Here is a 24,660-nt window from a genome sequence, read left to right as displayed (position 1 = left end):
ATATCCTCAGACCTGGGCCACGGCCTTGGGCAGCAGCCGCGCCTTCACCGTCAGCGGATTGATATAGGGTTCCAGCCCCTTCACGGTCGCGGTCAGCGCGCCGCGCATCTCATGCACGGCGGTGATGCCGGCCTCGATCATGTTGCGGCGGGCTTCGTCATTGATCAGCAGGTAATGCACACCCTTGGCCAGCATCTCGGTATCGCGCACCATGCGGGCGCTGCCGCTGCGGGCAAGCTTCTGATAGGCATCGCGGAAATTCTGCACATGGCCACCCGAGAGTACGGCGCAGCCGAGCATGGCGGGCTCCAGCGGGTTCTGGCCGCCTTCGGCAAAGAGCGAGCGTCCGACGAAAGCGATTTCCGTCAATCTCAGATAGAGGCCCATTTCGCCGATCGTATCGCCGAGAAAAATATCGACATCGGCCGACAAGACATCGTCACGGGTGCGGCGGGCGACCTTCAGCCCCTGCTTGACGAGCGCCGCCTCGATCTCGTCGCAGCGCTCCGGGTGACGCGGCACGATGATCGTCAATTGACGATCGCGCTCCCGCAGCGCCCGATGGACGATGGCGGCGGCATTCTCCTCGCCGTCGAAGGTCGAGATCGCCGCCCAGGTCTTGCGCTCGCCGATCTGCTTCTTGTAGCGGGCAAGCACAGCGCTGTCATAGGGCGGTGCGTCGGTATCGACCTTCAGATTGCCTGAGGTGATGACGGGGACGGCGCCGAGATCGCGGAAACGTTCAGCATCCATATCCGACTGGGCGATGACGAGGGCGAGATTCTCGAACAAGGCTTCGGCAATCGCCGGGCGACGGCGCCAGCGGGCAAAGGAGCGGTCCGACATGCGGGCATTGATCAGGATCTGCGGAATGCGGCGGCGGCCGAGTTCCAGCACCGTTGCCGGCCAGATCTCGGATTCGGCGATGATGGCGCAATCGGGCTGCCAATAATCGAGGAAGCGGCTGACGGAGGGCTTCAGATCGAGCGGCACATATTGATGGATCGCTTCATTGCCGAGCCGCTCGGCGGCGAGTCTCGCGGAGGTGATGGTGCCGGTCGTCAGGATGACATGGATGTCACGACGGCGGATTTCGCGGATCAGCGGGATGACGGCATTGGTTTCGCCCACACTTGCGGCATGGAACCAGACGAGCGGGCCTTGCGGCCGGTTGGCGCTCGGATAGCCGAAGCGTTCCAGGCGGCGCGCCCGGTCTTCCTTGCCCTTGGCCGTGCGGTAGGTGATATAGAGGCCGACAACAGGAGAGGCCACGGTTCCCGCCAGACGGTATGCGCTCAGACCGAACCGAGCCATCCGGGAGCTCATTGCGCCAGCCTCCGATCCAAGATCGACATCAAACCCATTCCCTCATTATCGTTGCGGCCGCAATGACCGATCAATTTGTTCAGAATGCGTCAGACAATCCGGAACGACGGGCGCCCGATGCGCGAAAGCCCTGCTCGCCGAACGGTCGCCGGCGGCACTTGCGGATGGCCTTGGCCGGGGTCGCTAGCCGAGGTCAGTTGCCTCTGGCCTTTTCCTGCGGATCGAGCAAACGATGCATGTGGACGATGAAGTAGCGCATATGCGCATTGTCGACCGTCTGCTGCGCCTTCGCCTTCCAGGCCGTCAGCGCCGTGGCATAATCCGGGAAAATGCCGACGATATCGAGACCGTTCAGATCACGGAACTGGACGTCATCGAGGCTTTCCAGTTCGCCGCCAAAAACGAGATGCAAAAGCTGCTTCTTGTCACCGGATTCACTCATTTTTTGTTCTCTTTCTGCCTATTCTCCTCCGCCATCCCATCTGCGGGATTTCGACGGAAACGTCAACTGTCTCATCGTCCCGCAAAGGCCGCGAGGAATTCATCGATGCGGGGCGTCGGTGCTGCGCAGAGGACCTTGTGGGTAACGTCGGCGCTGTTGTAGACGACCGGCCGGCCTTCGAGATCGACGAGACCGCCGCCGGCGCAGGTGAGAATCAGATCGGCGGCGGCAAGGTCCCAATCATGCGAATTGCTCTTGACGAAGGTGCCTTCGAGACGACCGTCCGCCACCATGGCGATGCGATAGGCGAGCGAGGGAATGTATTTCTGGCGCGTGACCCGGGCGCGGAACTCCGGCGGGAAGGTCGCCAACAGGTCCTCGCCGATCGCAAGGCGGCTCGTCTCATCTGCTCCTGCGGCGGAGACGGCGAGCGGCACGCCATTCTTCATCGCCACCCCGCCCTCGACGGCCTCATAGAGTTCTTCGAGCGCCGGGGCATAGAGCACGCCGGCCACCGGCCGGCCGCGATGAACGACCGCGACGCTCACGCACCAGACATTTTGCCCGCCGAGGAAGGCGCGCGTGCCGTCGATCGGATCGATGATGAACACCGTCGCGCGCGCGAGACGGTCGGCATCGTCGTCGGTTTCTTCCGAGAGCCAGCCGTAATCCGGCCGGGCCTTGCGCAGAATGGTCTCGAGCGTCTTGTTGGCGGCAAAATCGGCGGCGCTGACGGGGGAGCGATCCCCGTTCTTCCACCAGACCTCGGGCGATTGGTTGAAAAAGCCGTAAGCGACCGCACCCGCCTCTTTCGCAGCATCGGCGATCAGCTTGAGATCGCTCTGCCAGCGGGCTTTCTCCATGTCGCTCATCCGATCAATCCGTTTCTGAATTCTCGTTAGAGCATGATGTCGTCCGAAAGCCGCGCACACTTTTCGGCATCATGCTCTATCTCTTTATTTTTACGCAATTCCGGACGCAAAACCGCTACACACTTTTGCTGGAATTGCTCTAGCGCCCTGCCAGCGTCATGCCTTCGATGGCGAAGGTCGGGGCGGCGACGCCGAATTTGCGGTCTATGTCGTTTGCCGGCGTCAGGCGCATGAACATGTCCTTGAGGTTCGAGGCGATCGTCACCTCGGACACCGGGAAAGTCAGTTCGCCGTTCTCGATCCAGAAGCCGGTGGCGCCGCGGCTGTATTCGCCGGTGATCATATTGACGCCGTGGCCGATCAATTCGGTGACATAAAAACCGTTGCCGACGCTGCGGATCAGCTCCTCCGGCGAGATGTCGCCGGGTTCCAGCGCAAGGTTGGTGGAGGAAGGCGAGACTGATGTGCCGCCGCGCACGCCGCGGCCGTTGGTGTCCAGACCCAGCTCGCGCGCGGTCGAGGTCGAGAGGAACCAGTGCTTCAAGACCCCGTCCTCGATCATGACGAGCCGCTCGCCCGACACGCCCTCGCCGTCGAAGGGCCGCGAGGAAGGGCCGCGCACGACCAAGGGATCGTCTGATATCGACAGGCCCGACTTCAGCACCTGCTGACCCATCCTGTCGCGCAGGAAGCTGGACTTGCGGGCGACGGCAGCGCCGTTGATCGCGCCGGCGATATGGCCGACGAAGCCGCGGGCGACGCGCGGGTCGAAGATGACGGTGACGTCCTTGCCGGTCGGCACCTGGCGAGGGTTGACGCGCTTTACCACCCGTTCGCCGGCGCGGCGGCCGATTTCAGCGGGATCGTCGAGCTCGGCATAGTAGAGGCGGCTGTCGAAATCATAATCGCGCTCCATGCCGGTGCCTTCGCCTGCGATGACGCTGACGGAATGGCCAAAACGCGAGGCCATGTAGCTGCCCGCAAAACCGTGCGAGGTGGCAAGAACCAGGCCGCCCATGCCGGCCGATGCGCCGGCGCCGGAAGAATTGGTGACACCCTTGACCGCAAGGGCGGCTGCCTCGGCGGCAAGGCCTGCCTCGCGCAGCCTCTCCGAGGAGACCTCGGTGGTATCGAGCAATTGCAGGTCGGGATAGGATTTCGACAGGCTCGCCTCATCCGCCAGGCAGGCGAAGGGGTCCTCCGGCGAGACCTTGGCCATGGCGACGGCGCGTTCGGCCAGCGCCTGCAGATCGAAGCCCGGATTGGCCGAAACGCTGGCAACGCGCTTGCCGATGAAGACGCGCAGCGAAAAATCGTCGCTTTCGGAGGATTCCGTCCCCTCGACCTTGCCGAGGCGGACGCTCACCGATTGCGAGCGCGACCGGACGACGACGGCGTCGGCGGCGTCGGCCCCTGCCTTCCTGGCCAGATCGATCAATTGACTTGCGCGGGAAAGAAGTGTCGAGGAATCGATTTCAGAGGACATGATTTGGCCTTTCCTTCGGCTTCCATTTATTGTGCACTCTCCCAAGCATCAAGGCCGCCGCCACCGATTCTTTATCTGGGCTGCCCGCATGTTCCCCGCCGTCGAAAGAAATCGCCAGCATGTCAGCGCCCAATGCCCTTTTTTCCGAAACGATCCTGCTGCTCGGCGGAGCCGTGGTCGCCGCGCCGATCTTCAAGAAGCTCGGGCTCGGCACCGTGCTCGGCTATCTCGCCGCCGGCATCGTCATCGGCCCGGTTTTTCACGGCATCACCGATGGCGAACAGATCCTCAACGTCGCCGAACTCGGTGTGGTCTTCCTGCTCTTCATCATCGGGCTGGAGCTGAAACCCAGCCGCCTGTGGCAGATGCGGCGCGACATTTTCGGCCTCGGCACGGCGCAGGTGGTGGTGACCGGGCTGGCGCTGACCGCGCTCGCCTGGTTTTCCCACGTTTTCGACTGGCGCGGCAGTATCGTCGCCGGATTTGGCCTGGCACTGTCTTCGACCGCCTTCGCCATGCAGATCCTCGACGGCGACGGCGACGTCAATACGAGATATGGGCAGCGCTCCTTCTCGATGCTGTTGTTCCAGGACCTGGCGATCGTGCCGCTCTTAGCGCTGATCACCATTCTCGACGGCGGCAAGGGCAGCAACGCGCCGCTGCTCGGTTTTACGGTCGCCATCGGCGCCGTCGCGGCGATGATCGTCATGGGGCGCTACCTGCTGACGCCGCTCTTCCAGATCATCGCCCGGACTGGCGCGCGCGAGGCGATGATCGCCGCCGCCCTCTTCGTCGTCATGGGCTCGGCGAGCCTGATGCAGCTTGCCGGGCTTTCAATGGCGATGGGTGCCTTCCTGTCCGGCGTGATGTTGGCCGAATCCTCCTACCGGCACGAGCTGGAGGCGGATATCGAGCCCTTCCGCGGCGTCCTGCTCGCCATCTTCTTTATCGCCGTCGGCCTGTCGCTGGAGCTCGACGTTCTCTTGGACAACGCGCTCTTCGTCATCGTCACCGTGCCGATCGTCATGGCCGTCAAGGCGATCATCATCTACGGGCTCTGCCGGATCTCGGGTTCTTCGCATGACGATGCGATCCGCATCGCCTTCCTGCTGCCGCAGGGCGGCGAATTCGGCTTCGTGCTGTTCACCACGGCGGGGACCTCAGGGCTGATGTCGACGAGCACGGCATCGCTGCTGGTCGCGATCGTCACGCTCTCCATGGCGCTGACGCCGATCGGGGCGGCCCTTTCGAAGCGGCTCCTGCGCGGCGACGCGCGTGAGGAATTGGACGAGGATTTCGAGGGTGCGGGCGCCGACGTGCTGATGGTCGGCTTCTCCCGTTTCGGCCAGATCGCCGCCCAGATCCTGCTTGCCGGCGGGCGCAGCGTCACCGTCATCGATTTTTCGGCCGACCGCATCCGGCAGGCCTCCTCCTTCGGTTTCCGCATCTATTTCGGCGACGGCACCCGCAAGGACGTGCTGCGCTCGGCCGGCATCGACCGGGCAAAGATCGTGCTCGTCTGCACCCAGAAGAAAGAAATCACCGACGAGGTGGTGGAGCTGGTGCAGGCGGACTATCCACACACGCGGCTCTACGTGCGCTCCTACGACCGCATCCATTCGATCGAACTGCGCAACAAGGGCGTCGATTACGAACTGCGCGAAACGCTGGAATCCGGCCTGCTGTTCGGACGGCGGACGCTGGAGGCGCTCGGCGTTCCCGAGGTCGACGCCTATGAAATCGGCGAGGATATCCGCAAGCGCGACGAGGCGCGTCTGGTGCTGCAGGTTTCCGAAGGATTGCAGGCCGGGCGCGACATGCTGTTTTCCCACCCCGTTCGCCCCGAGCCGCTGGTCAAGCCGAAACGCGCTAGCGATGCCTTCGAGGACGATCCGCTGGCGGGCACTGCGGATGCGACGGCGGACGCATAAATCAACTCCGGGACGTGGCAAGCTTGGGCCGATTGAACGGCGGCAGAGGCAAGGCTACTGCCAGAATCTGTCAGCATGTCTCTGTAGACGAGCCTCCTGACCCAAACAGGAGGCTCACCATGATCGACAGCAACAGCATTCTCCTTTTCGTAGCCGACGCGCCCAAAAGCGCCGGCTTTTATGGCCAACTGCTCGGGCAGGATCCGGTTGAGCTCAGCCCGACCTTCGCGATGTTCATCCTGCCTTCGGGCCTGGCCCTTGGACTCTGGGGCAAGGCGGGCGTGGAGCCCGCGCCGATTGCCATGGGCGGCGGCTGCGACGTCGGTTTCAAGGTCGCCACAGCGGATAGGGTCGATGCGCTTCACGCCGAATGGCAAGTCAAGGGCGCGACCATCCTCTTGCCGCCGACCAACCTCGATTTCGGCCGTAGCTTTGTTGCAGCCGATCCCGACGGGCATCGCCTGCGCGTCTACACCTTTGCGGAGGACTGAAACATGTCCCGCAGCTGGATCGCTGTCGCATCGGCAAACCATGTCCGCATCGGGCGCGAAGCCGGGTTCATGCAGGTCTGTCATGGCAAGGCCGCTCCGCTGATGCGAAGCGCGCCCGGTGACCTGGTCATCTACTACTCGCCGACCGAAACATTTGGCGGCAAGGATCGCCTGCAGGCGTTCACGGCCATTGGCGTGGTCGAGGAGACGGCGGCGTATCAGGTGGAAGTTCACCCCGGTTTCCGCCCCTGGAGGCGCGATGTCGCCTGGTGGCGAGCCGTGGAAACGCCGATCCGGCCGTTGCTCGGCCGGCTGTCTTTCACAAGCGATCGGGGAGGCTGGGGCTATCGATTGCGCTTTGGTCTCTTCGAAATCGACAATGGCGATGCCGAGCTCATAGCCGAAGCGATGCTCGGTGAACCGCGCATGCATATCGCCCGGAAGCATGCAACGGCTCCCGTGCAATGCACTTTAGCGCTTTAGCCGCGCTTCGATCTCGCGGTCGAGGGCGAATTTCAAGTCGTCCTTGACGCCGACCGACATGGCCAGCACTTCACGGGCCTTGAGGAAATCCATGACGCCGGTGCGGCCGACTGCCGGGCGCAGGAAGATATGCGGCGGACGGATCTTCAGCTTCAGCGTGATCGCCGTCTGCATCATCAGCTGGCCGGAGCCGAAGATGCTTTCCATGCGGTTTGGAATATGGGTGCCGTCGCCTTCCGGCGCGCCGACGACATCGATGCCGACGACGATGTCGGCCAGATCCATCAGGGGTTCGTAGGGCACCGGATTGCTGATGCCGCCGTCGATCATGACGCGGCCGCGCAGGCGCACCGGCATGAAGACGGCGGGAATGGCGGAAGAGGCCGCGAGTGCCGGAAACAGCTCGCCCTCTTCGATGATGACTTCGCACTGCCCGTAATAATCAGTGGTGATGACCTTCATCGGCACCAGCAGATCCTCGAAGCGGGCCGGCAACTCGGACGGCAGGAAGGCCTTGAGGATCCGTTCCAGATTGAACTGGCCGATACGGACGCCCTTTGCCACCGCATCGCGCACCGTCGCCGGCCTCAGACCCCAGATGCGGGCGATGACGGCCGTCTTGTTGCCGACGGTCGCCAGCGCATGTTCGCGGATTTCGGCGCCGGACATGCCGGCCGCCATGCCGGCCCCCATGATCGCGCCCATCGACGACCCTGATATGGCCACCGGCCGGATGCCGAGTTCGTCGAGCGTCTCGATGATATGGATATGGGAAAGCCCGCGCGCGCCGCCGCCGCCGAAAGCGACAGCGACCGTTGGAAGATCGCTGATCGCAGGCAGTTTCGGGCTGATGATCTCCGCCTGCTGCACGCCCCGCCTCCGCTTATTGCGGCTGATATCGGAAGAAATGCACCCTCGTATCGCCAAAGATGCGGTTTTCGAGAAAAACATAGGAAGGGTGGACGGAAACGACAATATCGGCGCGTTCTTCGAGCACCGCAATCGCGCCCGGCCGCAGCCAGCCGCCCTCAGCGGCGGCCGCCATCGCCTTTTCGCCGAGACCCTTGCCATAGGGCGGGTCGGCAAACAGCACGTCGAAGGGTTCGAGATTGCCGACACTGCCGAGATCGGTCGCATCCCGACGCAGGATGCGGGTGCGGCCGTGCAGGCCGAGCGCATCGATGTTCTCCCAGAGCAGCGCCCTGCCCTCGACGCTGTTTTCGACGAAGAGCGCATGGCGACAGCCGCGCGAAACGGCTTCGAGGCCGACGGCGCCGGTTCCGGCAAACAGGTCGAGAATCCGGGTGCCGTCGACGCATTCCGGATAGGCATGGCTCAATATATTGAACAGGCTCTCGCGCGTCCGGTCGGCAGTCGGCCGGATCTCGTTGGATTTTGGCACGGCGAGAGGCCGTCCGCGAAACTCACCGCCGACGATCCGCACCGCGCGTCATTCCCTTTCCTTTCGCACCACCTCTGGACGGCCCGCCCACAGGCCTGTCTCCGCCTGGCCTATCACCGCCCGATTTGGCACCGCCCGATTTGGCACCGCCCGGCTTGGCGCCCTTCGGCTTGCCGGAAAAATTCTTGGCCCCACCGGGCTTGGCTCCAAAACCCTTGCCGCGCGGCTTGTCGCCCGCAGGCCTATCACCCCGAGGCTTGTCGCCGAACGATCTTTCGCCGCGCGGACGTTCATCACCGTCCTCGCGCGGCCTGCGATCACCACGCGGCTTGTCGCCGAAGGGGCGATCGCCACGCGAGGGACGATCACCGAAAGGCCGGCCGCCGCGCGGACGCTCCGAGCGGGCCTCACCGGTGGAGGCTCTGGCGGCACGAGGACGTTCGTCACCATCACCACGCGGCTTGCGATCACCGCGCGGCTTGTCGCCGAAGAGGCGATCGCCACGCGAGGGACGATCACCGAAAGGCCGGTCGCCGCGCGGGCGCTCCGAACGGCCTTCGCCGGCGGAGCTTCTGGTGCGCGGGCGTTCGTCTCCGCCTTCGCGGGGGCGGCGTTCACCACGCGCCGGGCGGTCGCCAAAACCGCGGTCTTCGCGGGCGGGGCGATCCCCGAAGGAGCGCTTGCGGCCGGCGCCTTCGCCCTCATCCTTGCGACGGGGCTGCTCGCTCGAGCGGATCCATTCGCCATCCTCTTCGCGCACACGGTTCACCTGCGTGCGCGGGCGATCCTCGATGCGATCGAAACCAGTGCCTTTTGCCGGCGCCAACTCGCCGCGCTTGCGTGCGGTCTGCGCATTCTTGGCGGCCTTCGCCGCTGCCTTTTCGCCGAGCGGCCGGGCGCCCGGCGCCATCCAGACATTGGCGCTGCGACGCTGGCCGAGCGGCTGGGGACGCTTGGGCTTGTCGTCATCCCTGCGGCCGCCGTCGCGGCGATCGTCATCTCTGCGCCCGCCACCGTGGCGGTCGTCGCGCTTGGTGTCGAGGCGGCTCAGCGCCCGTTCGCGCTTGTCCTCGTCGCGGCGCGGACGCTCGCGCTTTTCCGGCACCGCGGGCTCTGCCTCTTCCTCGGCCGCAACGGCCGGCGCATTGTAGATCGGCGCGTCGAAATTCGCCTTGGCTTCCTCGATCAAGCGCGGGCCGAGCTGGTCGCGCAGCGTGCGGCCGCGCACTTCGACGACATGGCCTTCCGGCAAATCGCCGAGCTGGAACGGGCCATAGGAAATGCGGATCAGCCGATTGACGTCGAGGCCGAGCGCGCCGAGCACATTCTTGATTTCGCGGTTCTTGCCTTCGCGAAGGCCCATGGTGATCCAGACGTTCGAGCCCTGGGTGCGGTCGAGCGTCGCCTCGATCGAGCCATAGAGCACGCCGTCGACGGCGATGCCATCCTTCAGCTTGTCGAGCGCATCCTGATCGATCTCGCCATGGGCGCGGACACGGTAGCGGCGCAGCCAGCCGGTCGCCGGCAATTCCAGCGCGCGGGCGAGACCGCCGTCATTGGTCAAGAGCAGCAGGCCCTCGGTGTTGATATCGAGGCGGCCGATCGACATGACGCGCGGCAATTCTTCCGGCAGGTTGTCGAAGACGGTCGCGCGGCCTTCCGGATCGGCATTGGTGGTCACGAGGCCCGCCGGCTTATGATAGAGCCACAGCCTGGTGCGCTCGATGCCGCGGATCGGCACGCCGTCGACCTCGATGCGATCGGCAAGCGTGACGTTGACGACCGGGGTGTCGAGAACCCTGCCGTTCAACGTCACGCGGCCTTCCATGATCATGCGTTCGATGTCACGACGGGAGGCAACGCCGGCGCGTGCCATCACCTTAGAAATACGTTCCGCCTTCGCGTCGCCATCGGTCTCGGCGGCGACCGAAGCCTTTGCCGGCTTGGCGCCGCCCGGCTTCGCGCCGGTCTTCGGCTCGGTGTCCCGTGAAAACGGCTTTGCGCCCGGGCGTTTTGGCTTGTCTTTGGGTGTCATTTGTTGTTTGCCTGCCTTTTGGGCCTGTCTATCAGGTCACGCATCTGCGGTTAAGTGGAAATTCTTGCGATCGTGAAGACAAATCGTTTCATGGAGATGGCGCTTGCAGAAGCGCATGCCGCCGGAGAACGCGGCGAGGTGCCGATCGGCGCCGTCGTCGTTATCGACGACATTGCCGTTTCACGCGCGGGAAACCGCACCCGCGAGCTCAATGACGTGACCGCACACGCCGAAATCGCCGCAATCCGGCTCGCCTGCGAAGCGCTCGGACAAGAGCGCCTTGTCGGCGCCGATCTCTACGTGACGCTCGAGCCCTGCACCATGTGCGCGGCAGCCATCTCGTTTGCGCGTATCCGCCGGCTCTATTACGGCGCCGAGGACCCGAAGGGCGGCGGCGTCGACAATGGCGTGCGATTCTATGCGCAACCGACCTGCCACCATGCCCCGGAGGTCTACTCCGGCTTCAACGAGGTGCAATCAGCCGAGATCTTACGGAGATTCTTTTCGCAACGGAGAGAGGCGCCATAATTCGCAACAGTTCTGCGCAGCACCGCCATCCCTGCCCGCGCTACGTCCGGTTTGTGCGAGTGGCTGCCCCTCACCCTAACCTTACCGGGGTCGAGCCACTCGTCTCGACCCGTCCTTCGGACCCCGTAAAAACGGGGTGAGGGAAGTGCCCTGCGAGAGCGAGATGGGAGCGGAGAGGTGCGGCTTGGTCCCTTCGCCCCGCGAGCGGGGAGAAGGTGGCGGCAGCCGGATGAGGGGTTGCTCTCGACGATCTCCTGTGCCGGCGATGTCGCGTCACATTGAGTCAGCAGACAGCGGTCCTAAAAAAACTGCTATTGCAGGAAGTTCCACCACTGATTGCCGCTGTTGGCGACCGCCGCGTCCTTCTTGCGCTTCTTCTGCTTCTTGAGCTCGGGTTCGCCGACATCATCGAGCTTTGCCGGATCGTCGACGGTGCGGTAGCCGGGCGGCGGATCTGAAATATAGCGGCGCTGATCGATGTAGGAGCCCTTCTGCAGGGCGCGGGCTTCACGATAGGCCTTGGTCTGGGCTTCCGTCGTGCGTCGGCCGCCTTCGATGGCAGAACTCGCGAGCGGGGAGCGGTAATTCGGATTGTCCGAGTTCGCATCGGCCTCCGAAACCAGGCGGGCGCGGGTTTCCTCCGGCGATTCAATCCATTGCGGATTGTCCTTGTCGGCGACCGTCGGCTGCGGCGCAACGAGGGTCTCCTTCTGCGCCTGGGCCGGCAGCACCAGCGTCGGGCGCGGCGTGTACTTGACACCCTTGTTCTTCGGGTCCGGCCCGGTCAACGACACGGACTGACCGAGATCGTCGGTCAACTGCTCCATGGCGGTCTTGTCGGTGCCGTAGGTCGGGCTGCTGGCGCAGCTGGACACCAGAGAGCATCCCGCCATGACAACAGACAGGCAGGCGCCCATACGGAACCAATGCGTTGCGAACATGAAAACCCTTCCAGCCACCGGTGCAATCGTTGCCCAACCGGACAACCGTCCCCCTGACGCAAAAATCCGGCCATTTTCAGGCAGCTTTTACCGGATGAACCGCGAAAACGCAATTCACCCGGCAAATATCTTCAAGCGCCGATGCCGAGTTCGCGCAAGGCGGCAGCGTCACGCGCGGAAACATCGGGATAGTCCGGATCGGAACCGACATCCTTGGTGATGCGCCAGGAGCGGGCGCATTTTTCACCCTCTGCCAGCTTCGGCACGACGCTGACCTCAGGCACTTCGGCAAGGCGGAAGGCCTCCGCCGGGCCTTCGCCGGCCTTGATCTCGATCGCCGAGGTGATGCAGACTTCGGTGAAGTCCTGGCCTTCGAGCGCCTTCATCAGTTCCGGATCGGCGATGAAGACGACGGGAGCCGCCTCCAGCGAAGAGCCGATGCGCTTGTCCTTGCGCTCGATTTCCAGAGCGCCCGTGACTACCGAGCGGACCGTCCGGATCTTCTTCCACTTCTCGGCCAGGGCATCGTTGCGCCATTCCTTGGCAACCGGGGCAAACTGCTCCAGATGCACGGAAACGGCGGACGGGTTGCGCGACAGCCATGCCTCCTCGGTGGTGAAGGGCAGCATCGGAGCGAGCCAGGTCACCATGCAATCGAAGATCTGCCGGATGACGTGCAGGCTGGCGCGCCGGCGCAGGCTCGACGGCGCGTCGCAATAGAGCGAGTCCTTGCGGACATCGAAATAGAAGGCCGAAAGCTCGACATTGGCGAAATCGATCAGCGCCCTGGCGATCTTCTTGAAGTCGAAGCTGTCGTAGTTCTCGCGCACCAGTTCGTCGAGCTCGGCAAGCCGGTGCAGCATCAGCTGCTCCAACTCCGGCAGATCGGCGAGCGCGATCTCCTCGCCCTTGTCGTGGGCGAGCGTGCCGAGCATCCAGCGGATGGTGTTGCGCAGCTTGCGATAGGCGTCGACATTGGTCTGGATGATCGTCTTGCCGACGCGCAGGTCGTCGGCATAATCCGAGGTCATGACCCAGAGGCGCAGGATATCGGCGCCGGCGTCCTTCATCACCTCCTGTGGAGCGGTGACGTTGCCCTTCGACTTCGACATCTTCTCGCCCTTCTCGTCCATGGTGAAACCATGGGTGAGGACGGCGTTGTAGGGCGCGCGGCCGCGGGTGGCAGCCGATTCCAAGAGCGACGAATGGAACCAGCCGCGATGCTGATCGGACCCTTCGAGATAGAGATCGGCCGGCCACTTCAAGTCGGGGCGGTCTTCCAGCGTGAAGGTGTGCGTCGAGCCCGAGTCGAACCAGACGTCGAGGATATCCATGACCTGCGTCCAGCGGGCATGGTCGTGGTCGTTGCCGAGGAACCGCTCCTTGGCACCTTCGGCGAACCAGGCGTCGGCGCCCTCGTGTTCGAAGGCTTCGAGAATGCGCTGGTTGACGGCGTCATCGACCAGGACCTCGCCCTGCTCGTCGGCAAAGACGGCGATCGGCACGCCCCATGCCCTTTGACGGGAAAGAACCCAGTCCGGGCGGCCCTCGATCATGGCGCGCAGGCGGTTCTGGCCGGCGGCGGGCACGAAACGGGTGTCGTCGATCGCGCTCAGGGCGCGCGAGCGCAGCGTCGTGCCGTCGGCAAGGGTCTTGTCCATATAGACGAACCATTGCGGCGTGTTGCGGAAGATGACCGGCTTCTTCGAGCGCCAGGAATGCGGATACTGATGCTTCAGCCGGCCGCGGGCAAAGAGCGCGCCACGGGCGATCAGCTCCTTGATGACGCGGTCGTTGGCATCACCCTTCTTGCCGTTATCGTCGATGACGCGGGCGCCCTCGAAGCCGGGGGCGTCCGATGTGTAGAAGCCGCCGTCGTCGACCGGGAACGGGATCTTGGTCTCGATGCCACGGGCCTCGAGCGTGCGGACAGCCGACATCCAGGCATCGAAGTCTTCGCGGCCGTGGCTGGGAGCGGTGTGCACGAAGCCGGTGCCGGCATCATCGGTGACATGATCGCCATCGAGCAGCGGCACGGCGAATTCATAGCCGCCGTCGAGACCCTTGAAGGGATGGGCGCAGGTCATCGCGGCGAAGTCCGCCGCAGAGACATCGCTCAGGCGCTTGTACTGCAGCTTGGCCTTGGCGAAGGATTCCTCGGCCAGCTTATCGGCAAAGATCAGCCTCTCGCCGGGACGCGGGCCAAAATCATTCTCGGCGGCCGTTACTTCATAGAGCCCGTAGGAAACACGCGCGGAAAAGGAAACCGCGCGGTTGCCGGGGATCGTCCAGGGCGTGGTCGTCCAGATGACCACGAACGCATCCTTGAGCGCGGCCGGACCTTCGACGACGGGGAATTTCACCCAGATCGTATCGCTCTCGTGGTCCTGGTATTCGACCTCGGCCTCGGCCAGCGCGGTGCGCTCGACGACCGACCACATGATCGGCTTGGAGCCGCGGTAGAGCTGACCGCTGGCGGCGATCTTCAGGAGTTCGCCGGCGATGCGCGATTCCGCGTGGAAGTTCATCGTCGTATAGGGATTGTCGAAGTCGCCCTCGATGCCGAGACGCTTGAACTCTTCCGCCTGGACCTTGATCCAGCCGGTGGCGAATTCACGGCATTCCCGGCGGAATTCGTTGACCGGGACCTCGTCCTTGTTCTTGCCCTTCTCGCGATACTTTTCCTCGATCTTCCATTCGATCGGCAGGCCGTGGCAATCCCAGCCGGGCACGTAATTGGCATCGTAACCGCGCATCTGGAACGAGCGGTTGATGACGTCCTTGAGGATCTTGTTCAGCGCGTGGCCGATATGGATGTTGCCATTGGCATAGGGCGGGCCGTCGTGCAGCACGAATTTCTCGCGGCCGGCGGCGGAAGCGCGCAGTTTCTTGTAGAGACCCATCTCCTGCCAGCGCTTGACGAGCTCCGGCTCCTTCTGCGGCAGGCCGGCGCGCATCGGGAAATCGGTTTCGGGCAAATAGAGGGTCTTCGAATAATCGATCTTTTCGGATGTGTCGGTCATATCGGGACAATCGTTTCTGGCGGCCCAGAAAGGGGCGCAACGGGCGTGAAAAAGCTGGTGACGGAAGCGCTCATATCCGAGCGCTGAAAACCCGGACCTCCCGGCCGCTTAGCGCGCGCGGAAGGCCGGGCCGATAATTCGCATCGTGATCGCCAGCCGAAATTTCGTCATAGCGCCGGTTCATAGGCGTTTTTGCCGGGAAAAGGAAGAGAAGAATTCGCGCGCCGGCAATCCTCATCGGTGGCGGGAATTGCCGCAAATGCATTCTCTGAAGAAGGCAGGTGGCTGGAAAACGCTTGCAGCATGCGGTATGATCTGACTATCTGACCAGTTTCTGTCGCGGGCATAGACGCATGAAAAAAGTGACGAAGCAAAGCTGGAAGCTCGAGGACGCGAAAGCGCGCTTCAGCGAGGTGGTTCGCCGCGCCCACAGCGAAGGACCACAGCGCGTGACGGTTCGCGGCCGGGACAGCGTCGTCGTCATCAGCGTCGAAGAACTCGACCAGTTGACCAAAGCCGAGCCTAAGAAGCCTTTGGTCGCCTTCATGGAGAGCCTGGATCTCAAAGAGCTCGACCTTGAGCGAGAGGCCGATTCCGGGCGAGATGCCGAGCTGTGATCGGCTGGCTGCTCGATACCAATGTCATTGCGGCGCTGATCAATCCGAACGGCGCACCCTCCGTCAAATCCTGGGCTACGGCTCAAGACGAGGAGGGGATGTTCATCAGCATTCTCACGCTGGCGGAATATGACAAAGGCATCGAAAACCTGCCTGAGGACGATCAGAACCGCTATCGCTATGCGGCCTCCCGCGATGCACTGGAGGAGAGGTTTTCGCAACGTGTTCTTTCGTTGAGCGACGCAGCCGTCAGGCATTGGGGCGTCATTTCGGGACGCGTGAAACTCAGGACCGGACATGCGCCGTCGGTTGTCGATACGATGCTGGCGGCCACGGCAATCGAGCACAATCTCTATCTGGTCACCCGCAACGTCAGAGATACGCGCTTCTCCGGCGCGGCAATCTTCGATCCATGGACCAACGATCCCGGTCAATTTCCGTTGAGCCGGAAATAACTCAAGGCACTCAGGAAAAGCACAGTTTCCCATCAAGCGCGCCGAGCGGGCTGACACCCGATAGCAGCGCCCTCGCCTCTTCCTCGTCGCGTTTGATCTGGGCGACCAGCGAATCGAGGCCGTCGAATTTCAGCTCGGGTCTGATATAGCCGAAGAAGGAGACGGCGCAGAGCTGGCCGTAGAGATCGCCGCTGAAGTCGAAAAGATAGGTTTCGAGCAGCGGCGCGCCGTTTTCCGTCACCGTCGGGCGGCGGCCATAGCTTGCGACTGCGTCGTGGAGCGTGCCGTCCGCAAGGCGGAAACGGACGGCGTAGATGCCGGCGGCGAGATCAACCTCCGGCGGCAGGCGCATATTGGCGGTGGGGAAACCGAGCTGCCGGCCGAGTTTCTCGCCATCGATCACCTCGGCTTCCACCGTATAGCGGTAGCCCAGCATGCCGGCGACTTCGCTGACATTGCCCTCCTTCAGGAGCGCGCGGATGTGGCTCGACGAGACGACGTCGGCGTTTTCATCGCGGAAGGCATCGATCAAGGTAACGCCGAAGCCATAGGTCTGGCCGGCATTCATGAGGAAGGCCGGACCGCCCTCGCGACCGCGGCCGAAATGGAAATCGAAGCCGGTGACGACTTCGGAGGCGCCGAGCCAATCCTTGAGGATCGAATGGATGAAATCATCGGCCGAGCGCTGCGAGAATTCGTAGTCGAAGGGATATTCGATGACGGCGCTGAAACCCAGCGCCTCCAGGATGCGGGCCTTGAGCGGCGCGGGCGTCAGGCGGAAGACCGGCGCCTGCGGCCGAAAGACCGTACGCGGATGCGGCTCGAAGGTCAGCACCAAAGCCGGGATACCGCGCGCCTCGGAGATTTCGAGCGCGCGATTCAGCACCGACTGGTGGCCACGATGCACGCCGTCGAAATTGCCGATGGCAATGACGCCGCCCTTCAGATGGGCGGGTAGGGGTTCCCGGGTTTCATTGCGGTGGAAGACGGTCATCGGCTGGCTTCTCTTCATGCAAGGCGTGGCATCCACCACTTCGGCGCGGCTTTTTCCCGTTCGAGATAGGCGTTCAGGATCGCCTCGTCGGTTTCGCCGTTCAGGGTGTATTCCTTGGCGTGGATACCGCCGCTGATGTAAAGAAGGTCGAGGCCGTAATTCAAGGCGCCGCGCACATCGGTCGGCATGCCGTCGCCGATCGCCAGCACCCGGTCGGCGGGGAAATCGCCGCGAAGCTCGCGGGCAGCGGCCAGCGTCGCCTCGTAAATCGGCCGATGCGGCTTTCCGGCGATGCGGGTGCTGCCGCCAAGCTGCTCATAATAGGCGGCCATGGCGCCGGCGCAGGGGATGATGCGATGGCCGCGCTCGACGACGAGGTCGGGATTGGCGCAGATCATCGGCACCTCGCGGGCTTTGAAGTCGAGAAGCATGTCGGTGTAATCCTCCGGCTTCTCAGTCTCGTCGTCGAAAAAGCCGGTGCAGACGAGCGATTGCGCTTCGCCGGCCGGCCGGCGCTCGACGCCAATGCCTTCGAGAAGCGCCTTGTCGCGCTCAGGGCCAAGCAGGAAGACCGTCTTCGGGCCCTCGGAAATCAGCCCGCGCGTCACGTCCCCCGACGTGACGATCCTGTCATAGGCGCTGTCGGGCACACCGATCTGACGCAACTGCTCGACCACCTGCCAGGAAAGGCGCGGCGAATTGGTGATGAGGACGACGGCGACCCCGCTTGCGCGTGCCGCTTCGAGGGCAGCGGCCGCCTTCGGAAACGGATCGACGCCGTTGTGAACGACGCCCCAGACATCGCAGAGCACCACGTCATAGTGATCTGTTATCTCCGAGAAGTTCTCTATCCGCCTGGCCATTCCGATTTCCCGATTTGCTTCAGTCACCGGTGACATTGCAAAGGCGCAAGGCGATGGCAAGGCATTTTCTTCGCTGCCGGGCGCGGATGGGCGGCGGTTTTTCACGATCCGATCCTGAAGCGGAGATGGTTGCGGCGGCGAGCCCGCAAATTTCGACCACCGTATGGTTCGGCCGCATTCCGATTATTCTCAGCCTCTTCACAATTCCGGCACAAAAATTCGTGATTGCTCTCATTGACTCCTTACGGAGCCATCCCTAAATGCTCGTCGCTAGCACTCACCGCAAGGGAGTGCTAACATCTATCCATGTGGGCCGCTCCGGCCTGCGAATGTCATTCGATCGAGGGATTAGACAATGGCAAGCACCAACTTCCGCCCCCTTCACGACCGCGTCGTCGTTCGCCGCGTTGAGTCCGAAGCCAAGACCAAGGGTGGCATCATCATTCCCGATACCGCCAAGGAAAAGCCGCAGGAAGGCGAAATCGTCGCCGTCGGCTCCGGCGCGCGCGATGAATCCGGCAAGGTCGTCGCACTCGACGTCAAGGCTGGCGACCGCATTCTGTTCGGCAAGTGGTCCGGCACCGAAGTCAAGATCGACGGCGAAGACCTTCTGATCATGAAGGAAGCCGACATTATGGGCATCATCGGCTGATCAGCCGCTGGCCTTTCCGAGAACCCGGACACTCGAATTGAGGAGTTTCAATCATGGCATCTAAAGAAATCAAGTTTGGTCGCACCGCGCGCGAAAAGATGCTGCGTGGCGTCGACATTCTCGCCGATGCAGTCAAGGTAACGCTCGGCCCGAAGGGCCGTAACGTCATCATCGACAAGTCCTTCGGCGCTCCGCGCATCACCAAGGACGGCGTTTCGGTCGCCAAGGAAATCGAACTCGAAGACAAGTTCGAAAACATGGGCGCCCAGATGGTCCGCGAAGTTGCTTCGAAGACCAACGACATCGCCGGCGACGGCACCACGACTGCAACCGTTCTTGCCCAGGCGATCGTTCGCGAAGGCAACAAGGCCGTTGCAGCCGGCATGAACCCGATGGACCTGAAGCGCGGCATCGACCTCGCTGTTGCCGACGTCGTGAAGGATCTCCAGGCCAAGGCCAAGAAGATCTCCACCTCGGAAGAAGTTGCACAGGTCGGCACGATCTCTGCCAACGGCGACAAGCAGGTCGGTCTCGACATTGCTGAAGCCATGCAGAAGGTCGGCAACGAAGGCGTCATCACGGTTGAAGAAGCCAAGACCGCCGAAACCGAACTCGAAGTCGTCGAAGGCATGCAGTTCGACCGCGGCTACCTCAGCCCCTACTTCGTGACCAACCCGGAAAAGATGATCGCCGACCTCGAAGACGTCTTCATTCTCCTTCACGAGAAGAAGCTCTCGAACCTGCAGTCGATGCTCCCGGTTCTCGAAGCCGTCGTTCAGACCGGCAAGCCGCTCCTCATCATCGCTGAAGACGTCGAAGGCGAAGCTCTTGCAACGCTCGTCGTCAACAAGCTGCGCGGCGGCCTGAAGATTGCTGCCGTCAAGGCTCCTGGCTTCGGCGATCGCCGCAAGGCCATGCTCGAAGACATCGCCATCCTGACGGGCGGCACTGTCATCTCCGAAGACCTCGGCATCAAGCTCGAAAGCGTCACGCTCGACATGCTCGGCCGTGCGAAGAAGGTTTCGATCTCGAAGGAAAACACCACGATCGTCGACGGTTCGGGCGCCAAGTCCGACATCGAAGGCCGTGTTGCCCAGATCAAGGCCCAGATCGAAGAAACCACCTCCGACTACGACCGCGAGAAGCTGCAGGAACGTCTTGCCAAGCTCGCCGGCGGCGTTGCCGTCATCCGCGTCGGCGGCTCGACGGAAGTTGAAGTGAAGGAAAAGAAGGATCGCATCGACGACGCGCTCAACGCGACCCGCGCTGCCGTTCAGGAAGGTATCGTCCCCGGCGGCGGTATCGCTCTGCTCCGCTCCTCCACGAAGATCACCGTCAAGGGTGCAAACGACGACCAGGAAGCCGGCATCAACATCGTTCGCCGCGCCCTGCAGTCGCTCGTTCGTCAGATCGCTGAAAACGCAGGCGACGAAGCCTCGATCGTTGTCGGCAAGGTCCTCGACAAGAACGAAGACAACTTCGGCTACAACGCCCAGACATCCGAATATGGCGACATGATCGCCATGGGTATCGTCGACCCGCTCAAGGTCGTTCGCACGGCGCTGCAGAACGCTGCTTCTGTCGCATCGCTGCTGATCACCACCGAAGCCATGATCGCCGAACTGCCGAAGAAGGATGCCCCTGCCGGCATGCCGGGCGGCATGGGCGGCATGGGCGGTATGGACATGATGTGATAGGCCAAGGGCCTTTCACAGAATCGTTCATTCCGGTATCCGGAACAGGAAGGGCGGCCCTCGGGTCGCCCTTTTCTTTTAAGCCACCGCGCCTTGGGTTAGGCGGTAGCGATTCGATGCATGGGCGTCCGATTCGGCAGATAAAACGTTTAACTGGCTCCGTATCGCAGGTCCCGGACGCGAAGCTTGCGCGAAACTTGCGGCGCTGCGTCTCTTTCGTTCACCGAGAGATCGCGATGTCGCGGCAGTATTTCCGGCTTCCTATGGGATGGAAAGGCTTGCAAAGCCCGTGAGGACGATCTTCTGGCGATGATTTTCGCAAACGGCTCGAAGATGCGAGCATCTCAGGACATGGTGCCGATCCGAATACCCCTTAAAAAGCCATTGCCGTTTGTCCAAAAGCCCCTATAAATCCGCGCTGCAATTGAAGCGCGCCGGGCGATGTCTCACCATCAGACGAGGCCGGAGCGCGGGGCGGGCGTTCGGGTTCCGAAGGCCTGATCGTCGTGTCAACGATCGCCGGATGCGGCGGGCATCATGCCCGCAGCGACATGATCCTGTTTCTTTGTGTTTGCCGAGCGTGCGGCGGAGGAGCCGCATGCGAACGGGGGAACGCCTTGTTTAAGATCGCCAAAGCCAATGCAGCCGTACCTTTGATGCCCGGCTCGCTGGACCACCATAGTCAAAATGACGAGATGGTGGCGCAGTTTTCCATTTCCGAAGCCTGGACCGGCGATCTGTCGAGCGGCATGCTCCGTCTCGGCGAATGGAGCACGATGCTGCACGGCCTTTCCGCACGGGACTGCGGCCTGTTAAGCCTGATCCGCTGCTACGACAGCAAGGACCGCAGCCACGTATTGGAGCTGTTCGAGCAGGCGGCGACCCTCTGCTCCTCCTTCTGTTTTTCGACGACGATCATCATGCCGAACGGCTTGCGCCAGCCGCTGTTCTGCATGGGCGAGTCGAATGGGCTCGAGGAGAAATACAGCGGCAGCATGTCCGGCGTCTTCATCTTTCCCCGCTTCAAGCTCGAAGGCGCCAGGCAGATCACAAGCCGGCAGTGAGGCTGAAATTAAGATAAAAGGCCGCCTCGAAGGCGGCCTTTGTGCTTTCCAACTGATCCGCTCGTTACTCCGGCTTGACGGGTATGTTGAGCCCCCTGGCACTGGCCGGACGGGCGATGCAGCGTTCCAGCCAGTCCGAGACGGCGGGGAATTTCGCGTATTCGAGAACCTCGCGGCCGCCATAGAAGATGTCGGCGCCGCGCACCCAGGTGAAGGTGGTGATGTCGGCGATCGTATAGAGATCGCCCATGATCCACTGGCGGCCTTTCAGCCGGTCTTCGAGCACGCCGAGCAGACGTTTGGACTCGTCGCGATAGCGCTCCACCGGATAGGAATTGTTGGCGACCTTGTCGGCGGCGAATTTGTAGAAATGCCCGAACTGGCCGAACATCGGGCCGATGCCCGCCATCTGGAAAAACACCCACTGGATGCATTCGTAGCGGCCGGCAGCATCATCGGGGATGAGCTTGCCGGTTTTTTCCGCGAGATAAAGCAGGATGGCGCCGGATTCGAACAGGCCGATCGGCTTGCCGCCCGGCCCGTTCGGATCGATGATCGCCGGAATGCGGCCGTTCGGGTTGAGAGATTCGAATTCCGGGGACTTCTGCTCGTTGGCGGCGAAGGAAACATAATGCGGCTCATAGGCGAGGCCGAGCTCTTCGAGGGCGACCGAGACCTTCACCCCATTCGGCGTCTGCAGGGAATAGAGCTGGATGATGTCGGAATTTTTCGCCGGCCAGCGCGCCGTGATCGGAAATGCGGAAAGATCTGCCATCGGGGCCTCCATGTTATCAGCCGACCATAAAAGACCGGGTTTGTGAAAAGCAAGCGACGACGGCAGGACATCGTTCCATATTATTGAACGAACTGTCCGCTTCCGTTTATCTTTCCATAGAACAAGAAAAAGGCGACATAGGAGACATCCGAGGTCCATCCGGTGCCGGGGCACCCAGATCTCCAGAGTCCTTCAAACGGAGACAACATCCATGTCGAACGTCATCATCCTGATTGCCCGCATTCTTCTGTCTTTCATGTTCATCCTTTCCGGCTTCACGAAGCTCGCCGATCCTGCCGGTACTGCGGGCATGATCGCTGGTGCCGGCCTGCCGGCAGCAACCCTGTTGGCCTATGCCGCAGGCCTTTTCGAACTGCTGGCCGGCCTTGCTGTTCTCACAGGCTTCCAGGTCCGCATTGCCGGCTGGCTGCTCGCCGCCTTCTGTGTCTTCACGGGCATTGCCTTCCACCTGCCCTACGCAAGCGGCACGGAACTCGTGAACATTCTCAACCAGATCATGGTCATGAAGAACATCACACTGGCCGGCGCGTACATCCTGCTCGCCACAGTCGGTGCCGGTGCCTATTCGATCGACGCACGCCGCGGCGCCTACGCAGCCGCCTGATACCAGCAGACATCCTCCCATAAACAGAGAACCCGCCGTCGATCCGACGGCGGGTTTTTCGTATGCTCTTTTGACTGAGACTCAGAGGGCGGCGCGCACCGCGTCGATGATCGCCTGGACCACCGGTTCGTCCGCATGGCTCTCCTTGCGGGCGCGCACCAGGCAGGCCTGCGAATGCAGGATGACGCCATCCTGGAGCACCTTCAGGTGGTTGGCGCGCAGCGTCGAGCCGGTGGAGGTGATATCGACGATGATATCGGCCGAGCCTGCGGCGGGAGCACCCTCGGTGGCGCCCAGGCTTTCGACGATGCGATAAAGCTGGATGCCGTGCTGGCTCGAAAAGAACTGCTGTGTCAGCCGCCAGTATTTGGTGGCGATGGCCAGGCGCCTGGAATGGCGGGCGCGGAAATCGGCGGCGACATCGCCGAGATCGGCCATGCTGTCGACATCCAGCCAGATCTCCGGCACCGCAACCACCACATCGGCATGGCCGAAGCCGAGGCGGGCGCAGAATTCGACGCGTTTGTCGACTTCGGCAAAGCCTTCCCGCATCAGATCCTCGCCGGTGACGCCGAAATCGACGGTGCCGTTGCCGAGTTCGCGGGAGATTTCGGAGGCCGACAGGAAGGCGACCTCGATATCGTCCCAGCCTTCGACCCGGCCGCGATAGGAGCGGTCGTTACCAACAGCCGTTATCGGCATGCCGGCACGCTCGAAGATCGCCGAAGCGTCGTCCTTCATCCGGCCCTTGGAGGGAAGCGCGATGGTGATGGTCATACGGCTGCCCTTTCGGTTTCGATGCGGTCGAGCCAGAAGGAGAAGCCGACGGCCGGAATGCGGTCCGTTGCGCCGAGGAAGGTCAACAGCCGGTCGAAGCGGCCGCCGCCGGCCAGAACCGCGCTCGAGCCTTCCGCCGTCACCTCGAAGACGAGGCCGGTGTAATAGTCGAGCGGCCGTCCGAAAGCGGCGCGGTAATCGAGGCAGGAAAGATCGACGCCAGCGTTGGAAAGTGCTGCAACGCGGCCATTGAAGCGGGCGAGCGCGTTGCCGAGTTTCAGGCCGGCAGCATCGGCGAAACCGGCCAGCGCCGCCGACGCATTGACGAGCGGCACGTCGAGCGACAGGAACTCTTCCAGCACATGGAAGGCCGCATCGTCGAGGCGCGTTTCGGACAGGATGAGCTTTTCCTTGAGGCGCCGGGCGATCTCCAGGGGCGAGCGGCCGGCATTCGTCGAATAGCCGGTCTTCTGCATCTCCCGCTCGAGATGGACGACCAGCGCCTGCTCGTCGCCTGAGGCGACCAGCCTGGCAATATCGTCGTCCAGCCCGGTGACGAATTGCGGGCTGACGAGACCGGCCAGCAACGCTTCCAGTTGCGTCATGTTGCCGAAGGCATGGATCAGGCGCTTCTGCCAGCCGAGCGGCAGGCCGAGCGCCTGAACAACGGCCTCGAACACCGCCTGGTCGCCAAGCGTCACCGACAGGCGCCGGCCCGGCAGCAGCCGGCCGAGAATGCCGGTGGCATCGCCGATGGCGCGGGCGTCGGCGTTCGACAGGTCGATATCACCGAGATCCTCGATGCCGGCCTGGTAGAATTCATTGGCGCCGTCGCGGCGCTGGCGGAAAACCTCGCCGAGATAAGCGTAACGCTTCGGCGTGCCGGTGGCGGTCTCGATGTGGCGCAGGCAGACGGGGATGGTGAATTCGGGACGCAGGCAGAGGCTGGCGCCGGTTTCGCTCTCCGTCATGAAGATGCGGCGGCGCAGATCTTCGCCGGCGATATCGAGGAAAGGTTCGGCCGGCTGAATGACAGGCGTATCGATGCGCTCGGCATTGCGCGCTGTAAATTCGGCCAGCAGGTCGCCCGCGAATTCGGGGAGGTTGATCAGGGGCATTGGCTTGACTTCCCTCTTCTCCCCAGCGGGGAGAAGATGCCCGACAGGGCAGATGAGGGGGATGAG

The 24,660-nt window shown here is 62.8% G+C and carries 25 protein-coding genes; 11 read left to right on the top strand and 14 right to left on the bottom strand.

The genetic code is table 11. The features are described from left to right. Positions 1–6: 6 nt before the first annotated feature. From waaA to PO860_RS02485, 4 genes are all read right to left on the bottom strand, one after another. The gene (gene waaA, locus PO860_RS02500) at positions 7–1,326 is read right to left on the bottom strand and encodes a lipid IV(A) 3-deoxy-D-manno-octulosonic acid transferase (protein ID WP_183605850.1); all 1,320 of its coding nucleotides are present in this window, start codon (positions 1,324–1,326) and stop codon (positions 7–9) included. Positions 1,327–1,519: 193 nt separating this feature from the next. Beyond that, on the bottom strand, positions 1,520–1,768 hold the full coding sequence (locus PO860_RS02495) for a DUF4170 domain-containing protein (protein WP_273883454.1): 249 nt from the start codon (positions 1,766–1,768) through the stop codon (positions 1,520–1,522). Between the two features lie 71 nt (positions 1,769–1,839). Then, the gene (locus PO860_RS02490; RefSeq protein ID WP_273883455.1) at positions 1,840–2,640 is read right to left on the bottom strand and encodes a 3'(2'),5'-bisphosphate nucleotidase CysQ; all 801 of its coding nucleotides are present in this window, start codon (positions 2,638–2,640) and stop codon (positions 1,840–1,842) included. A gap of 139 nt (positions 2,641–2,779) precedes the next feature. Further along, entirely contained in the window at positions 2,780–4,126 is a 1,347-nt protein-coding gene (locus PO860_RS02485) for a TldD/PmbA family protein (protein ID WP_273880310.1), read from the bottom strand. Between the two features lie 119 nt (positions 4,127–4,245). On the opposite strand from PO860_RS02485, the gene PO860_RS02480 reads away from it, so the two are divergent. The 3 genes from PO860_RS02480 (at position 4,246) to PO860_RS02470 (ending at position 7,031) form a co-directional block, all read left to right on the top strand. Continuing rightward, a complete protein-coding gene (locus tag PO860_RS02480) occupies positions 4,246–6,057 on the top strand; it encodes a monovalent cation:proton antiporter-2 (CPA2) family protein (protein WP_275038081.1) in 1,812 nt (603 codons plus the stop codon). 119 nt (positions 6,058–6,176) lie between these two features. Further along, on the top strand, positions 6,177–6,548 hold the full coding sequence (locus PO860_RS02475) for a VOC family protein (RefSeq protein ID WP_275038080.1): 372 nt from the start codon (positions 6,177–6,179) through the stop codon (positions 6,546–6,548). Positions 6,549–6,551: 3 nt separating this feature from the next. Beyond that, entirely contained in the window at positions 6,552–7,031 is a 480-nt protein-coding gene (locus PO860_RS02470; RefSeq protein WP_273883458.1) for an EVE domain-containing protein, read from the top strand. On the opposite strand, the gene PO860_RS02465 is transcribed toward PO860_RS02470, so the two are convergent. The 3 genes from PO860_RS02465 to PO860_RS02455 are packed head-to-tail and all read right to left on the bottom strand — an operon-like array spanning position 7,020 to position 10,468. Continuing rightward, positions 7,020–7,901: a patatin-like phospholipase family protein gene (locus PO860_RS02465; RefSeq protein ID WP_183605843.1), complete on the bottom strand. Its 882-nt coding sequence runs from the start codon at positions 7,899–7,901 to the stop codon at positions 7,020–7,022. The two genes, PO860_RS02470 and PO860_RS02465, sit on opposite strands and share 12 nt — an antisense overlap. Positions 7,902–7,914: 13 nt before the next feature. After that, on the bottom strand, positions 7,915–8,475 hold the full coding sequence (gene rsmD, locus PO860_RS02460) for a 16S rRNA (guanine(966)-N(2))-methyltransferase RsmD (RefSeq protein WP_272783019.1): 561 nt from the start codon (positions 8,473–8,475) through the stop codon (positions 7,915–7,917). Continuing rightward, positions 8,456–10,468: a pseudouridine synthase gene (locus tag PO860_RS02455; RefSeq protein ID WP_273883459.1), complete on the bottom strand. Its 2,013-nt coding sequence runs from the start codon at positions 10,466–10,468 to the stop codon at positions 8,456–8,458. The genes rsmD and PO860_RS02455 overlap by 20 nt, the downstream gene beginning before the upstream one ends. Before the next feature lie 90 nt (positions 10,469–10,558). On the opposite strand from PO860_RS02455, the gene PO860_RS02450 reads away from it, so the two are divergent. After that, entirely contained in the window at positions 10,559–10,996 is a 438-nt protein-coding gene (locus PO860_RS02450; RefSeq protein ID WP_183606640.1) for a nucleoside deaminase, read from the top strand. A 311-nt stretch (positions 10,997–11,307) separates the two neighbouring features. On the opposite strand, the gene PO860_RS02445 is transcribed toward PO860_RS02450, so the two are convergent. Together PO860_RS02445 and ileS are read right to left on the bottom strand one after the other, a co-directional pair. After that, the gene (locus PO860_RS02445) at positions 11,308–11,937 is read right to left on the bottom strand and encodes a hypothetical protein (protein ID WP_183605840.1); all 630 of its coding nucleotides are present in this window, start codon (positions 11,935–11,937) and stop codon (positions 11,308–11,310) included. 131 nt (positions 11,938–12,068) lie between these two features. Further along, positions 12,069–14,960, bottom strand: coding sequence for an isoleucine--tRNA ligase (gene ileS, locus PO860_RS02440; RefSeq protein ID WP_273883460.1), 2,892 nt, complete (start codon positions 14,958–14,960; stop codon positions 12,069–12,071). A 353-nt stretch (positions 14,961–15,313) separates the two neighbouring features. Here ileS and PO860_RS02435 point away from each other — a divergent pair, with 353 nt between their 5' ends. Together PO860_RS02435 and PO860_RS02430 are read left to right on the top strand one after the other, a co-directional pair. Next, complete coding sequence (locus PO860_RS02435) at positions 15,314–15,577, top strand: type II toxin-antitoxin system Phd/YefM family antitoxin (RefSeq protein WP_183605838.1); 264 nt, start codon at positions 15,314–15,316, stop codon at positions 15,575–15,577. Then, entirely contained in the window at positions 15,574–16,032 is a 459-nt protein-coding gene (locus tag PO860_RS02430; protein WP_183605837.1) for a type II toxin-antitoxin system VapC family toxin, read from the top strand. Before PO860_RS02435 ends, PO860_RS02430 begins: the two co-directional genes overlap by 4 nt. A 10-nt stretch (positions 16,033–16,042) precedes the next feature. Here PO860_RS02430 and PO860_RS02425 read toward each other — a convergent pair whose 3' ends face one another. Continuing rightward, the gene (locus tag PO860_RS02425) at positions 16,043–17,026 is read right to left on the bottom strand and encodes a bifunctional riboflavin kinase/FAD synthetase (protein WP_273880761.1); all 984 of its coding nucleotides are present in this window, start codon (positions 17,024–17,026) and stop codon (positions 16,043–16,045) included. A 14-nt stretch (positions 17,027–17,040) separates the two neighbouring features. Further along, positions 17,041–17,889 carry a TIGR01459 family HAD-type hydrolase gene (locus PO860_RS02420; protein WP_183605836.1) on the bottom strand — a complete coding sequence of 283 codons (849 nt, stop codon included), beginning with the start codon at positions 17,887–17,889 and terminating at the stop codon, positions 17,041–17,043. Positions 17,890–17,942: 53 nt separating this feature from the next. Between PO860_RS02420 and PO860_RS02415 the strand changes: the two genes are divergently transcribed. The 4 genes from PO860_RS02415 (at position 17,943) to PO860_RS02400 (ending at position 21,299) form a co-directional block, all read left to right on the top strand. Continuing rightward, on the top strand, positions 17,943–18,149 hold the full coding sequence (locus PO860_RS02415; RefSeq protein WP_183605835.1) for a hypothetical protein: 207 nt from the start codon (positions 17,943–17,945) through the stop codon (positions 18,147–18,149). Positions 18,150–18,244: 95 nt separating this feature from the next. Further along, positions 18,245–18,541 (top strand): co-chaperone GroES, encoded by a 297-nt coding sequence (gene groES / locus PO860_RS02410; RefSeq protein ID WP_003545797.1) that lies wholly within the window; start codon positions 18,245–18,247, stop codon positions 18,539–18,541. A 53-nt stretch (positions 18,542–18,594) separates the two neighbouring features. Then, positions 18,595–20,235 (top strand): chaperonin GroEL, encoded by a 1,641-nt coding sequence (gene groL / locus PO860_RS02405; RefSeq protein ID WP_183605834.1) that lies wholly within the window; start codon positions 18,595–18,597, stop codon positions 20,233–20,235. Between the two features lie 617 nt (positions 20,236–20,852). Continuing rightward, complete coding sequence (locus PO860_RS02400) at positions 20,853–21,299, top strand: hypothetical protein (protein ID WP_183605833.1); 447 nt, start codon at positions 20,853–20,855, stop codon at positions 21,297–21,299. 64 nt (positions 21,300–21,363) lie between these two features. Here PO860_RS02400 and PO860_RS02395 read toward each other — a convergent pair whose 3' ends face one another. Next, complete coding sequence (locus PO860_RS02395) at positions 21,364–22,074, bottom strand: glutathione binding-like protein (protein ID WP_273883462.1); 711 nt, start codon at positions 22,072–22,074, stop codon at positions 21,364–21,366. A gap of 211 nt (positions 22,075–22,285) precedes the next feature. Here PO860_RS02395 and PO860_RS02390 point away from each other — a divergent pair, with 211 nt between their 5' ends. After that, positions 22,286–22,699 (top strand): DoxX family protein, encoded by a 414-nt coding sequence (locus PO860_RS02390; protein WP_171601493.1) that lies wholly within the window; start codon positions 22,286–22,288, stop codon positions 22,697–22,699. 81 nt (positions 22,700–22,780) lie between these two features. Here PO860_RS02390 and hisG read toward each other — a convergent pair whose 3' ends face one another. Both hisG and PO860_RS02380 read right to left on the bottom strand, forming a co-directional pair. Continuing rightward, positions 22,781–23,476 (bottom strand): ATP phosphoribosyltransferase, encoded by a 696-nt coding sequence (gene hisG, locus PO860_RS02385; protein ID WP_275038079.1) that lies wholly within the window; start codon positions 23,474–23,476, stop codon positions 22,781–22,783. Then, on the bottom strand, positions 23,473–24,594 hold the full coding sequence (locus tag PO860_RS02380; RefSeq protein WP_272783013.1) for an ATP phosphoribosyltransferase regulatory subunit: 1,122 nt from the start codon (positions 24,592–24,594) through the stop codon (positions 23,473–23,475). Before PO860_RS02380 ends, hisG begins: the two co-directional genes overlap by 4 nt. Positions 24,595–24,660: the final 66 nt, after the last annotated feature.

This window comes from Rhizobium binxianense (assembly GCF_028994275.1).
In the GTDB taxonomy this organism is placed as follows: domain Bacteria; phylum Pseudomonadota; class Alphaproteobacteria; order Rhizobiales; family Rhizobiaceae; genus Rhizobium; species Rhizobium binxianense.
The sequence above is the reverse complement of the archived record's forward strand: the minus strand, read 5'-3'. Positions and strand labels throughout refer to the sequence as shown.